The organism is Nocardioides korecus, assembly GCF_054778395.1.
The window spans coordinates 39,620-53,039 of the sequence record NZ_BAAGZO010000003.1 but is presented as its reverse complement, the minus strand read 5'-3'; the positions used below and the strand labels follow the sequence as shown (position 1 = coordinate 53,039).

The window sequence follows — 13,420 nt, the reverse complement described above, 5'->3', positions numbered from 1 at the left end:
CCAGAAGGTGACCTTGTCGGGTGAACGTTGGGCCGACAAGCCGACTGATCCCCGGCTAGCCGGGGATCAGTCGGTCCACTACGCAGCCGCACCCGCCGCCACCCGGGCCGGCTCCAGCGCCAGCGCGAGGATCTCGGCGACGTCGGCGACGGGCCGGACGTCGAGGGCCTCGAGGACCTCGGCGGGCACGTCGTCGAGGTCGGGCTCGTTGCGCGCGGGGATGAACACGGTGGTCATCCCGGCCCGCTGGGCCGCGAGCAGCTTCTGCTTGACCCCGCCGATCGGCAGCACCCGGCCGTTGAGGGTCACCTCGCCGGTCATGGCGACGTCGCCGCGCACCGGGCGGCCGGTGGCCAGGGAGGCCAGGGCGGTCACCATGGTGACGCCGGCCGAGGGACCGTCCTTGGGCACGGCGCCCGCCGGCACGTGAAGGTGCAGCGACCGGTCCAGGGCCGTCGCGTCGACGTCGTGCTCGGCGCCGTGGGAGCGCAGGTAGGACAGCGCGATCTGCGCCGACTCCTTCATCACCTCGCCGAGCTGGCCGGTGAGGTGCAGTCCGCGCTCCCCCTCCATCGCGGTGGCCTCGATGAAGAGCACGTCGCCGCCCAGGCCGGTGACGGCCAGGCCGGTCGCGACGCCGGGCACCGCGGTGCGCTCGGGGGCCTCGGGGGTGAACCGCGCCCGCCCGAGGAAGTCGCGCAGGTTCTCGGCCGTCACGTCCACGCGGGTCTCGGACCCCGACGCGAGCCGGGTCGTCACCTTCCGCAGGACCTTGGCCAGCGCCCGCTCGAGCTGGCGCACGCCGGCCTCGCGGGTGTGCTGGCCCGCGACCAGGCGCAGCGCCTCGTCGGAGATGCTCACCTCGTCCTCGGTCAGCGCCGCCCGGGCGAGCTGTCGCGGCAGCAGGTGCGTGCTCGCGATGGCGACCTTGTCCTCCTCGGTGTAGCCGTCGAGGGTGACGACCTCCATCCGGTCCAGCAGCGCGTCGGGGATCGACTCCAGCACGTTGGCGGTGGCCAGGAAGACCACGTCGGACAGGTCGAGGTCGAGCTCGAGGTAGTGGTCGCGGAAGGTGTGGTTCTGCGCCGGGTCGAGCACCTCGAGCAGCGCCGCGGCCGGGTCGCCGCGGTAGTCCGAGCCCACCTTGTCGATCTCGTCGAGCAGCACGACCGGGTTCATCGAGCCGGCCTCGGAGATCGCCCGGACCAGGCGGCCCGGCAGCGCGCCGACGTAGGTGCGCCGGTGGCCGCGGATCTCGGCCTCGTCGCGCACGCCGCCCAGGGCGACGCGCACGAACTCCCGGCCCAGGGCGCGGGCCACGGACTCCCCCAGCGAGGTCTTGCCGACGCCGGGAGGACCGACCAGGGCCAGCACGGCGCCCGAGCCGCGACCCCCGACGACCTCGAGGCCCCGCTCGGCGCGACGGGCGCGCACGGCGAGGTGCTCGACGATCCGGTCCTTGACGTCGTCGAGGCCGTGGTGGTCGGCGTCGAGCACGGCCCGGGCGGCGACCACGTCGGTCGAGTCCGTCGTACGCCGCTCCCAGGGCAGCTCGAGCACGGTGTCCAGCCAGGTGCGCAGCATCCCGGCCTCGGGACCCTGCTCACCGGCCCGCTCCAGCTTGCCGACCTCGCGCAGCGCGGCCTCGCGCACGGCCTCGGGCAGGCCGGCCGCCTCCACCCGGGTGCGGTAGTCCGCGGAGCCGGCGGCCTCGTCCTCGCCGAGCTCCTTGCGGATCGCGGCCAGCTGCTCGCGCAGGAGGAACTCGCGCTGCCGCTTGTCCATCCCCTCGCGCACGTCGTCGCTGATCTTCTCGGTGACCTCGAGCTCGGCGAAGTGGTCCCGGGCCCAGCCCAGCACCCGCTCCAGCCGGGCGGCCACCGCCGGGGTCTCCAGCAGCTCGCGCTTCTGCTCATCGGTCAGGTACGGAGCCCACCCGGCCAGGTCCGCCAGCTCGGAGGGGTCGGTGATCCGCTGCACGTTGTCGATGACCTGCCAGGCGTTGCGGCGCTGGAGGATCGCGATCACGACCTTGCGGTAGTCCTCCGCGACCCGGCGCACCTCGTCGGTCACCTCACCCGACTCGGCGCCCACCGGGTGCGCCTCGACCCACAGGGCCGCCCCGGTGCCGGGCACGCCGGAGCCGATCCGGGCGCGCTCGCCGGCCCGGAGGACCACGGCGGGGGCGCCGCCGGGCAGCTGGCCGACCTGCTCGACGACCGCCACGACGCCGTACGTCGGGTAGCGGTCGGCCAGGCGTGGCGCGAGCAGCAGGGTCGCGGGCTCCTCGGCGGTGGCCGCGGCGCGGGCGGCGTCGACGACCGGACGGGTGTCGGCGTCGAGCTCGACCGGCACGACCATGCCGGGCAGGACGACCAGGTCGGGCAGGGACAGCAGCGGGAGGGTGAGCACGTCAGCCACGGGATTCCTCTTTCCTTGAGTCTGACTGCCTCAACTTCGGGGATCGAAGCGGTGTTCCCGAGCCGCTGTCCGCCCAGGGCGAACAGCGCGACCCCGTGCTCGGTCGGCCCGCTGCGGCCCCCTGGCTAGGGTCGCCCCACCAGGACCCCGGCCCGTCCGGCGCGGGGGCCCGACGAGCGGAGGACCGACGTGGCAGGTGGAGCGGGACGGACCCACGACGTGGTCGTCGTCGGGGCGGGGCTGGCGGGCCTGGCCTGCGCACGCACCCTGGGGCGGCTGCGGCCCGACCTCGACGTGGTGCTGCTCGAGGCCGGCGACGCCGTCGGCGGCCGGGTCCGCACCGACCACGTGGACGGCTTCACCCTCGACCGCGGCTTCCAGGTCCTCAACACCGGCTACCCCGAGCTGGGTCTCGCCGAGGACCCCGTCGACCTCGACGCGCTGGACCTGCGCCGCTTCGACCCGGCCGTGGGGCTGCGGGTCGGGGGCAGGCGCTACACCCTCGGCAACCCGCTCCAGCGGCCCTCGACGGTCCTCGGCGCCCTGCGGCTGCCGCTCGGCGGGGTCCGGGGCAAGGCCGCGCTGGCGGCGTACGCCGTGTCGTGCCTGGGGCTGCCCGCGAGCCGTCTGCGACGCCGCGACGACGTCTCCTCGGCCCGGGCGTGGGAGCGGGCCCACGTGCCAGACGACGTCGCGCGACGGGTGCTGCGCACGTTCTTCGCCGGGGTGCTCCTCGAGGACGAGATGAGCACCAGCCGGCGGTTCACCGACCTGATGGTCAAGATGTTCGTGGTGGGCGACTCGACCGTGCCCGCCCGCGGGATGCAGGCGCTGCCCGAGCAGCTCGCCGCCCGCCTCGCCCCCGGGGTCCTGTCCCTGGGCACGCCCGTGCACGGGCTCACCGCCTCGTCGGTCACCACCGACGACGGCGCGACCACGGCCCGGGCGGTCGTCGTGGCCACCGACGCCTGGGACGGCGCCGGGCTGCTCCCGGGCCTGCGGACCCCGCCCGCCCGGGGCGTGACGACCGTCTACCACGCGGCGCCGGAGTGGGACGGCGCGTCCTCGATGCTGCTGATGGACGCCGACGACTCCCCCGTGGCCAACTCGATCGCCATCAGCCGAGCGGCCCCGGAGTACGCCCCGCCCGGGACCGTCCTGGTCTCGACCTCGCTCGTGCACCCCGTGGGGGTCGACCCCGACGGCACGCAGGTGCGCAGCGTGCTGTCGCGGCTGCACGGCACCGACGCGCGGGCCTGGGAGCACGTCGCGACCTACGACCTGCCGCACGCCCTGCCGGGAATGCCGGCCCCGCACCCGTTCCGGCGTCCCGCGCGCGTGGACACGGGGAGCGGCGAGGTCTGGGTCGCCGGCGACCACCGCGACACCAGCTCGATCCAGGGCGCTCTGGTCTCCGGGCGCCGCGTCGCCGAGGACGTCGCCGCCACCCTGGCCTGACCCCCGGACGCACGACAGCGCTCCGGACCTCCCCCAACCGGGTCCGGGGCGCTGCTGCGGGACTGGTGCGCGCCGGCTCAGCCCAGGTGCAGGGTGCGCATGACCTGCCGCGCCATCTGCTGCTCGCCCAGCGCGTTGGGGTGCACGATCACCGGGTTGGTGGTGCCCACGACGGGCTCGATCCACCGCACGCCCAGCGGCTTGCAGGCGTCGTGTCCGTTGGAGACCTCGGCGAAGGTGACGTAGCGGGTGCCGGTCCTCGCGGCGGCCCGCTTGACGGCGTCGTTCAGCGTGCGCTGGAGGCTGCGCAGGTAGGGCACGTCGCCGTCGGCGATCGGCAGCTGCGGGTAGCAGCGGCCCGAGGTCGGGACGATCCAGGGGTAGTCGGCGATGGAGACCCGCGCGTGCGGGGCCCGGCGGTGCACGTCGCGCAGCGCCTTGACGATGGCCGGGTAGGTCTTCGTGCGGATGGTGTCCTCGAAGGAGGAGCCGTAGGTGTCCTTGCAGGGGCTGCCCTGCCCCGCAGAGGCGGTGCCGAGGGCGCCGCAGCGGACCACGGAGTTGATGAAGACGCCGCTGTCGTTGCCGCCGATGGTCATCGTGACCAGGCGGGTACGGCGGCCCAGCGCGTCGAGCTGGGGCGCCACACCGGGGAACTGCGACTCGCGGTAGTCCTTGGTCTCCGCGCCGCCGCAGGTCACGTCGGTGAGCTTCGCGCCGATGCGCTGCGCGATGAGGTGGGGGTAGTTCAGGGACGACTGCGTGCACAGCGGGTTGGACCCCACGGCCAGGGGCTCGACGCCCGACGCGGCGCTGTAGGAGTCCCCCATGGCGACGTAGTTCAGCCCGCCGCTGGCCGAGGAGGCGGGCGCCGAGGCGACACCGGCGACCCCCAGGCTCAGGGCCGAGGCCAGGGAGAGGGACAGGGCGGTCAGGCGGCGGCGCATGGGGCTCCTCGGGATCGCGGGCGTCGTGCGTTCGTGGAGGTCCAACGCACGACCCCCCGTTCGCGTTACGGACGTCACACGCAGCGCGCGAGGGCCGGCCCTACACAAATGTGTGGCCACTGCACCTGTGAGACCGCAAGCCGACGCATCCGCTACACAAATGTGTGGGAACCGCGCCCGCCACGTCCCCACCGCGCCGCATCCGCTACACAAATGTGTGGGAACCGCGCCCTTCACGGACCCACCGCGACGCATCCGCTACACAAAAGTGTGGCAACCGCGCCCGCCACGTCCCCCCTACCCGGGACCGCCCGAGCGGCTAGACGTTGCCGATGACCGAGGTGACCCGGATCCGCAGGGCGACCCGGTCGGGGTTCTCGCGGGGCTGGCGGTAGCGGCCGGCGTAGCGGCGCACGGCCTCGGCGACGGAGTCCTCGTCGTCGAGGACCTCCGCGGTGCCCTCCAGGGTCGACCAGCGTCCGCCGTCGACCTGGCAGACCGCCACCCGGGGGTCGGCGCCGCTGCGCAGGTTGGCGACCTTCTGCGACGTCCGCGAGGTGATCCCCCACGCGACACCGGTGCGGCCGTCGTCGTCGGGGACCACGACGATCCCCATCGGCACGACGTGCGGAGACCCGTCACGGCGCAACGTGGTCACCGTGCACAGGTGCCGCTCGGTCCAGAAGTCGAGGTGCCCGTCGGTCAGCGCGTAGGTGCGGGGCACGGCTCAGGCCTTGCGGAGCATCTCGGCGACCAGGTAGGCCAACTCGAGGGACTGCACGCGGTTCAGGCGCGGGTCGCACACCGACTCGTAGCGGTTGGCCAGGTCGGACTCCAGCAGCTCCTCGCCGCCGCCCACGCACTCGGTGACGTCGTCGCCGGTGAGCTCCACGTGGACGCCGCCGGGCCAGGTGCCCACCGAGCGGTGCACGTCGAAGAAGCCCTGGACCTCCTCGATGACGTCGTCGAAGCGCCGGGTCTTGTAGCCCGAGGAGGCCTCGAAGGTGTTGCCGTGCATCGGGTCGCAGACCCAGGCGACCTGGACGCCCGAGGCGGCGACCTTCTCCAGCAGCGGCGGCAGGTGGTCGCGGATCTTGCCCGCGCCCATCCGGGTGATGAAGGTGAGCCGGCCGGCATCGTTGGTCGGGTTGAGCTTGGCGGCCAGGGCGATCGCGTCGTCGGCCGAGGTGGTCGGGCCGAGCTTGACCCCGATCGGGTTCTGGATGTGGCTGAGCAGCTCGACGTGGGCGCCGTCGAGCTGACGGGTGCGCTCGCCGATCCACACGAAGTGGCTGGAGACGTCGTACGGCAGCTGGGTGCGGCTGTCGGTGCGGGTCAGGGCGTGCTCGTACTCCAGCACCAGCGCCTCGTGGCTGGAGTGGAAGTCGACCCGGTGGAACTCGTCGGGGTCGGCGCCGATGGCGGACATGAAGTTCAGCGCCCGGTCGATCTCGGCGGCCATCTGCTCGTAGCGGCGGCCCACCTCCGAGCCCTTGACGAAGTCGGTGTTCCAGGTGTGCACCTGGCGCAGGTCGGCGTAGCCGCCGGTGGTGAAGGCGCGCACGAGGTTCAGGGTCGCGGCGGAGGCGTGGTAGACGTCCACCAGGCGCTGGGGGTCCGGGACCCGCGACTCGGGGGTGAAGTCGAAGCCGTTCACCGCGTCGCCGCGGTACGCCGGCAGGGTGACGCCGTTGCGCGTCTCCAGGTCGGAGGAGCGCGGCTTGGCGTACTGCCCGGCCAGGCGGCCGAGCTTCACGACCGGCACCGAGGCGGCGTACGTCAGCACGACGGCCATCTGGAGCAGCACGCGCAGCTTGTTGCGGACGTTGTCGGCCGTGACGCCGTCGAAGGTCTCGGCGCAGTCGCCACCCTGGAGCAGGAAGGACTCGCCGCGGGCGACCGCGCCCAGCTTGGCCTTCAGGTCGTCGCACTCACCGGCGAAGACCAGCGGCGGCATCCGGCGCAGGCGCGCCACGGCGGAGTCGACGGCCGCGCGGTCGGGGTACGACGGCTGCTGGGCCGGGCCCAGGGCGTGCAGGGCGGCGAGGTCGGGAACGGGAGCAGACACCCGTCCAGGGTACGGCGCGGCTGCGCGCAGGAAGAATCCGCCGGCGCTGGTGGACCCCGGCGCCCCGCGCCCGGTCAGCCGCCCAGGTGGTCGACGTCCTCGAAGCGGCTGTCGGCCGCGCCGGTCACCCGGTTGAGGACGAAGGTGACCGCCCAGAGCACGACCCCGAGCAGGAGCAGGCCGCCGGCGATCTTGTACTGCACCAGGTCGGCCTCCAGCCGGGCCCACGGGCCGAGCAGGTAGAGGCAGGCGACGGCCCCGACGACCGGGATCACGGTGGGGGCCGTGAACCCGCCGGGGTGGCCCGGGTCGCGCCGCAGCACCAGCACCGCCACGTTGACCACGGCGAAGACCGCGAGCAGCAGCAGGGCGGTGGTGCCGGCCAGCGCCGCGACCACCGAGTTCTCGGCCTGGAGCCGCACGACGACGATCAGGCCCAGCGCCAGCAGCGTGGTGAACAGGATCGCGGCCCACGGCGAGCGCCGCCCGGGCAGCACCTTGCCCAGCCCGCGGCAGGACGCCCTGGTTGGCCATGCCGTAGATCAGCCGGCTGGCCATCAGCATGTTGATCAGCGCGGTGTTGGCCACCGCGAAGACGGTCATGAACGGGAACACCTTGTCGATCGGCAGGCCCGGCGCACCGATCCGCACGACGTCGAGCAGGATGCCCGCCTCGGGGTTCTTCGGCTCCGCGATCTGACCCGCGGGGATCACCGCGACGACCGAGACCGCCACGAGCATATAGATCAGCACCGCGATCCCCAGCCCGGTGAGCATCATCCTGGGGAAGATCCGCTGGGGGTCCTTGGTCTCCTCGACCATGTTGACCGAGTCCTCGAAGCCGACCATCGAGAAGAACGCGATCGCCGTGGCGATCGTGACCGCGGCGAAGAGACCCTTCTGGTCGGGGTTCTCGAACACCGTGATCCGCGCCAGGTCGGCCTTGCCGCCGCCGATCGCCGCGAAGCCGATCACGATGACGATGGCCAGCGCGGCCATCTCGACGATGGTCAGCACCACGTTGAACTTCACGCTCTCGCCCACGCCGCGCAGGTTGATCGCCGCGAGCAGCAGCATGAACAGCAGCGCCACGACCAGCGTCGCGCCGTCCCCGGTCGGGACCGCGTCGATGCCCTCGTGCAGCCCGATCAGCAGGTTGCTGGCCAGCAGCCCCGAGGACGTCGAGGCGCTCGTGATGCCCGAGCAGACCACCGCGAAGGCCACCAGGAACGTCACGAAGTGGATCCCGAACGCCTTGTGGGCGTAGAGCGCGGCGCCGGCGGCCTGGGGGTACTTGCAGACCAGCTCCAGGTAGGAGAACGCGGTCAGGGTGGCCACGGCGAAGGCGACCAGGAACGGCAGCCACGCCACGCCCCCGACCTGGCCGGCGAGCTTGCCGGTGACGGCGTACACGCCTGCTCCGAGGATGTCGCCGACGATGAACAGGAGCAGCAGCCCCGGGCCCATCACCCGCTTCAGGTCGCCCTGCTCGGGTCCGGAGCCCCCAGAGCCCTCGGTCTCGCGGTCGCTGGTGGTCGCTGACATGACGCCTCCCCCTGGACGGTCCGGCCCTGGCCGGACCGGGTGGTGCACCCGCAGGTGAGCCGTGCGCGCGGGTCGTGAGCACCCCACTGTGCTGGGTGCCGCACCGCGCCCGCAACCCGCGCGGGTCACCCGTAACCCAGCCGTGACGGCCCGCGGCCCCCTCGGTCGGGCCCCGCCGGGAGGGGCGGTCAGCCGAAGAAGACCTCGGCCTCGGCGTACTCCTCGGGCTTGACCAGCTTGAGCTCGCCGGTGCCCTCGATCAGGGGGACCCGCTCGATGTTGGTGCCGCGCAGGGCCATCATCGTGCCGAAGTCGCCCTCGTGGACGGCGTCGACGGCGTGCAGGCCGAAGCGCGTGGCCAGCCAGCGGTCGAAGGCCGTGGGGGTGCCGCCACGCTGCACGTGGCCGAGCACGACCGCGCGGGCCTCCTTGCCGGTGCGGTGCTCGATCTCGCTGGCGAGACGGTCGCCGATGCCGCCGAGGCGGACGTGCCCGAAGGCGTCCTTCTCCCCGGAGACCAGGCTCATCTCGCCACCCTCGACCGGGACGGCGCCCTCGGAGACCACGAGGATGGGGGCGAAGTGGTCCTCGAAGCGGCGCTCGACCAGCGCGCAGACCTTCTCGATGTCGAACGGCTTCTCCGGGATCAGCACGACGTTGGCGCCGCCGGCGAGGCCGGCGTGCAGCGCGATCCAGCCCGCGTGCCGGCCCATGACCTCCACGACCAGCACGCGGTGGTGGGACTCCGCGGTGGTGTGCAGGCGGTCGATGGCCTCCATCGCGATGTTGACCGCGGTGTCGAAGCCGAAGGTGAAGTCGGTGGCGTTGAGGTCGTTGTCGATCGTCTTGGGGACGCCCACCACGTTGACGCCGAGGTCGTGCAGCCTGGTCGCGACGCCGAGTGTGTCCTCGCCGCCGATGGCGACCAGCGCGTCGACCCCGAGCTCGGCGAGGTTGGACTGGATCCGCTCCACGCCGCCCTCGACGGAGAACGGGTTGGTCCGCGAGGAGCCCAGGATCGTGCCGCCGCGCGGCAGGATCCCGCGCACCTGGGCGATCCCCAGCTCGCTGGTGACCCCCTCCAGAGGACCCTTCCAGCCGTCCCGGAAGCCGACGAAGTCCATGCCGTACTCCGTGACGCCCTTGCGCACGACGGCTCGGATCACGGCGTTGAGGCCCGGGCAGTCACCTCCACCGGTCAGGACTCCGACGCGCATGCTTCTCCTCGGGTGAGTGTCGATTTGAACGTTCACATCGTGTCGGGCCGCCGGACGGATGTCCACCACGCCCGGGCGGGCCCGTCACCCGAAGGCGTCCGCCGCCGCCTGGACCCGCGCCACGTGGGCCGCCCACCAGTCCGCGCCGCCCATCTCGTCGTGGTCGGGTCCGGCCGCGCCGTCGATCAGCTCGCGCAGCACGTCGGCGTGGCCGGCGTGCTGGGCGGTCTCGTGCAGCACGTGCACGAGCAGGTACCCCACGGTGGTGTGCCGCCGGTCCTCGGGCCACCACGAGACCGTCGCCGGGGCGTCCGGACCCACCGCCCGGACGGTGGAGTCGGTGTGGGCCGCCGCCCGCCGGTAGAGGTCGAGGACCCAGTCGCGCGACTCGTCGGGGGTGGCGTACATGTCCAGGGCCTGGTCGTAGGACTCGTCGTCGTCGAAGGGCAGCTCGATGCCCGAGGGTCGGCCCACGCACTGGTCGAAGTAGCTCACCTCGCAGCCGGCCAGGTGCTTGACCAGCCCGAGCAGGTTGGTGCCGCTCGGGGTCATCGGCCGACGCACCGCGTGCTCGTCGAGACCCTCGAGGCGGTCCAGGACCCGCTCGCGCGAGCGACGCAGGTAGCGCAGCTGCAGCTCGACGTGCGCGGGGAGGTCGGGTCCGGCGGAGGTCTCCATCCGGCGACCCTAGGACGTCCGGGGGAGGTTCACGACCCCTCGAGGCGGGCCAGCTCCTGCTCGGCCTGCTCCTGGGCGCGCCGGGCCTGCGCGACGGCCTCCTCGGCGTCCTCCCGGGCGGCCTCGGCCTCCTCGACCTCGTCGTCGACCTCGTCGGCCCGCTCCTCCAGCTCGGCCAGGCGGCGGCGCAGCTCGTCGGCCTCGGCCTGCAGCTGGAGGCGCCGCGCCTGCAGGGTCTCCAGGGACGCCTCGACCTCCTCCAGCCCGGCCGTGGCGGCGGCCAGCTCCTCGACGGCCGCCTCGAGCGCCTCCCGGGCGGCCTCGAGCCGCAGCCGGTCGTCGCGCACGACGTGCAGCGACGGGACCTCCGGTGGGGCCGGCGCGTCCGCGGGCGTCGCGGCCACGTCGAGCGCCTCGGGCACCGCGACGACCCCGGCGACGTCGACCTCGGAGACGCCGGTCGAGGTGAAGGTGGTCACCAGCCGGCCCGTGCGCACGACCTGCGCGGCCACGGGGTCCAGCATGGCGGCGGTCAGCACGCCCTCGACCTGGTCCAGGACCGGGCCGCTCAGGCGCACCCCCTCCTCGCGGGCCAGGGTGCGGGCGGTCGTGGTCAGGGCCGCGGTCAGCTGGCGTCGCTGGCGGGTCAGGGCGCGCAGCTCCTCGCCGTCGAGGGCGGCCGCCGCGGCCCGGAGCGAGTCGGCGAGGTCGAGCACGCCGGCGATCTGGCCGGCCTCCCGGCGTACGAGACGGTTCAGGGCCCAGGCCGCCACCGAGGGCCGCTTGAGCCTCTTGACCCGCGCTGCGAGGGCCTTGTCGCCGGCCCGTGCGCACTCCTTGGCCGCGGCGTCGCGGGTCCCGGTGAACGCCTCCGGCGTCCCGGCGTACAACCGCTCCGCGACGGCGAGGAGCTCCTCGGACCCGGCGTCCGTGGCTCCCGGGGATCCGGTCGCGTCCGCGGGTGGGGTCATGTCCACCACGCTAACGCCGTCCGCTCCGGGCCCCGCGCCGCTAGCGTGCCGGGCATGGCCCCTTCCACGCCCCGGCTACCGATCGAGGCGTACGCCGCCATCGGGGACGGTCACACCGCAGCCCTGATCGGGATCGACGGGTCGCTGGACTGGCTCTGCCTGCCCCAGTTCGACTCCCCCGCCTGCTTCGCCTCGCTGGTCGGGGAGCCGCAGAACGGCCACTGGGCGCTGACCCCCGTGGGCGAGCACACCGCGGAGCGCCGCTACGTCGGAGACACCGCGGTCCTCGAGACGACGTACACCACCGCCGACGGGGTGCTGCGCGTCACCGACCTGATGCCGACCGGTGACCGCCGCGCCGACGTCGTACGCCGGGTCGAGGGCGTCAGCGGGACGGTCCTGGTCCGGCACAGCTGGGTGGTCCGCTTCGACTACGGCCGGGTCCGACCCTGGGTGCACCGCCAGGAGGTCGCGGGCCAGACCGCGCTGGTCGCCGTCGCCGGCCCCGACATGCTGGTGCTCTCGGGCCCCCGGATCCCGCCGCCGGTCGACGGGCACCACGAGGAGGAGATCGCGGTGCGCGAGGGCGACCGGCTCGACTTCGTGCTGACCTGGGTGCCGTCGTACCGGCCCGTGCCCGAACCGCCCGACGTGGACGCCTTCCTCCAGCACACCCTGACCGAGCAGCAGGCGTGGGCCGACGACTGCGACTACGACGGGCCGTGGCGGCAGGAGGTCGTGCGCAGCCTGGTCACCCTGCGCGGCATGACCCACGTCGACACCGGCGGCATCGTCGCGGCGATCACCACCTCGCTGCCCGAGGACTTCGGCGGCGAGCGCAACTGGGACTACCGGTTCTGCTGGCTGCGCGACGCCGCGCTCACCCTGGAGGCGCTGATCGCGGCGGGCCGCAGCTCGATCGCCCACCACTGGCGCGGGTGGCTGCTGCGGGCCGTGGCCGGCGACCCCGCCGACATGCAGATCATGTACACCGTCGACGGCGGTCGGCACCTCGACGAGGTCGAGCTCGACCACCTCTCCGGGTACGCCGGCTCGCGCCCGGTGCGCATCGGCAACGGGGCGGTGCGGCAGCGCCAGACCGACGTGCTGGGCGAGGTGATGTGCGCCCTGGCCCTGGCCCGCGAGCACGGCCTGGAGGAGACCGCCGACTCGTGGTCGCTCCAGCGCACCCTGGTCGAACAGCTCGCCACGACCTGGGAGGAGCCCGACAACGGCCTGTGGGAGATCCGCGGCCCGCTGCGCCGGTTCACCCACAGCCGGGTGATGGTCTGGGCCGCCTTCGACCGCGCCGTCCAGGCCGTCGAGGAGCACGGGCTCGAGGGGCCGGTGGAGAGGTGGCGCGAGCTGCGCGACCGGGTCCGCGCCGAGGTCCTCGAGCACGGCTACGACCACGACCGCGGCACCTTCACCCAGCACTACGACACCGACGAGGTCGACGCCTCCCTGCTGGTGCTGCCCCAGGTGGGCTTCCTGCCCGGCGACGACCCCCGGATGCTGGGCACGATCCGGGCCGTCGAGGAGGACCTGATGCACGACGGGCTGCTCCTGCGCTACCGCACCCAGTCCGGTGTCGACGGGCTCCAGGGCGACGAGCACCCGTTCCTGGCCTGCTCGTTCTGGCTGGTCTCGGCGTACGCCGGAGCGGGGCGGGTCGAGGACGCCGAGGCGCTGATGGCCCGCCTCCTGGACCTCGCCAACGACGTCGGCCTGCTCAGCGAGGAGTACGACCCCGAGCACCGGCGGATGGTCGGCAACTTCCCGCAGGCCTTCTCCCACCTCGCCCTGGTCGGGGCCGCCGTGCGACTGGCCCGAGCGCGTTCCGGAACCGGCTCGGGCCACGTCGCCCCCTAATCCGGTCTAGTCCGTTTCAGGCGGTTCCTCCCGCGCCCTCCCGCTCACCACCTGGGAGTCAGCACACTGGGCTCACCACCGGGCGACGCGGACACCGCGTCCCCCGGGGAGCCGGGTCCCAGCCCGGCGCGAGCACCAGGAGGACCCGTGACCCTGCACCACGACGAGATGTTCGCCGACGAGACCGTCGCCGCGAGCACGCCGCGAGGCGTCACCCGCCTCGTCCCGGCGCAGTCACCTGGG

Annotated in this window: 10 protein-coding genes and 1 pseudogene; 2 read left to right on the top strand and 9 right to left on the bottom strand. The window is 73.6% G+C overall.

Features of this window, described 5'->3' with window-relative positions; all coding sequences use genetic code 11:
- Positions 1-78 precede the first annotated feature (78 nt).
- A complete protein-coding gene (lon, locus tag ACYVDA_RS06465; RefSeq protein ID WP_460816228.1) occupies positions 79-2,421 on the bottom strand; it encodes an endopeptidase La in 2,343 nt (780 codons plus the stop codon).
- 189 nt (positions 2,422-2,610) lie between these two features.
- On the opposite strand from lon, the gene ACYVDA_RS06460 reads away from it, so the two are divergent.
- The gene (locus tag ACYVDA_RS06460) at positions 2,611-3,879 is read left to right on the top strand and encodes an NAD(P)/FAD-dependent oxidoreductase (protein WP_460816227.1); all 1,269 of its coding nucleotides are present in this window, start codon (positions 2,611-2,613) and stop codon (positions 3,877-3,879) included.
- Between the two features lie 77 nt (positions 3,880-3,956).
- On the opposite strand, the gene ACYVDA_RS06455 is transcribed toward ACYVDA_RS06460, so the two are convergent.
- The 8 genes and pseudogenes from ACYVDA_RS06455 to ACYVDA_RS06420 form a co-directional block, all read right to left on the bottom strand.
- Entirely contained in the window at positions 3,957-4,826 is an 870-nt protein-coding gene (locus ACYVDA_RS06455; RefSeq protein WP_460816225.1) for an SGNH/GDSL hydrolase family protein, read from the bottom strand.
- A 319-nt stretch (positions 4,827-5,145) separates the two neighbouring features.
- Positions 5,146-5,550 carry a pyridoxamine 5'-phosphate oxidase family protein gene (locus ACYVDA_RS06450; RefSeq protein WP_460816223.1) on the bottom strand — a complete coding sequence of 135 codons (405 nt, stop codon included), beginning with the start codon at positions 5,548-5,550 and terminating at the stop codon, positions 5,146-5,148.
- Positions 5,551-5,553: 3 nt separating this feature from the next.
- On the bottom strand, positions 5,554-6,894 hold the full coding sequence (locus ACYVDA_RS06445) for a class II 3-deoxy-7-phosphoheptulonate synthase (protein WP_460817131.1): 1,341 nt from the start codon (positions 6,892-6,894) through the stop codon (positions 5,554-5,556).
- A gap of 74 nt (positions 6,895-6,968) precedes the next feature.
- Positions 6,969-7,391 (bottom strand): hypothetical protein, encoded by a 423-nt coding sequence (locus ACYVDA_RS06440; protein WP_460817129.1) that lies wholly within the window; start codon positions 7,389-7,391, stop codon positions 6,969-6,971.
- A gap of 64 nt (positions 7,392-7,455) precedes the next feature.
- Positions 7,456-8,361 (bottom strand): annotated as a pseudogene (locus ACYVDA_RS06435) (APC family permease); the annotation flags it as partial.
- Between the two features lie 266 nt (positions 8,362-8,627).
- Positions 8,628-9,656 carry a 6-phosphofructokinase gene (locus ACYVDA_RS06430; protein ID WP_460816221.1) on the bottom strand — a complete coding sequence of 343 codons (1,029 nt, stop codon included), beginning with the start codon at positions 9,654-9,656 and terminating at the stop codon, positions 8,628-8,630.
- A gap of 84 nt (positions 9,657-9,740) precedes the next feature.
- On the bottom strand, positions 9,741-10,334 hold the full coding sequence (locus ACYVDA_RS06425) for a DinB family protein (RefSeq protein ID WP_460816219.1): 594 nt from the start codon (positions 10,332-10,334) through the stop codon (positions 9,741-9,743).
- Between the two features lie 29 nt (positions 10,335-10,363).
- Positions 10,364-11,305, bottom strand: coding sequence for a hypothetical protein (locus ACYVDA_RS06420; RefSeq protein ID WP_460816217.1), 942 nt, complete (start codon positions 11,303-11,305; stop codon positions 10,364-10,366).
- Between the two features lie 54 nt (positions 11,306-11,359).
- Between ACYVDA_RS06420 and ACYVDA_RS06415 the strand changes: the two genes are divergently transcribed.
- Entirely contained in the window at positions 11,360-13,177 is a 1,818-nt protein-coding gene (locus tag ACYVDA_RS06415) for a glycoside hydrolase family 15 protein (protein ID WP_460816214.1), read from the top strand.
- Positions 13,178-13,420: the final 243 nt, after the last annotated feature.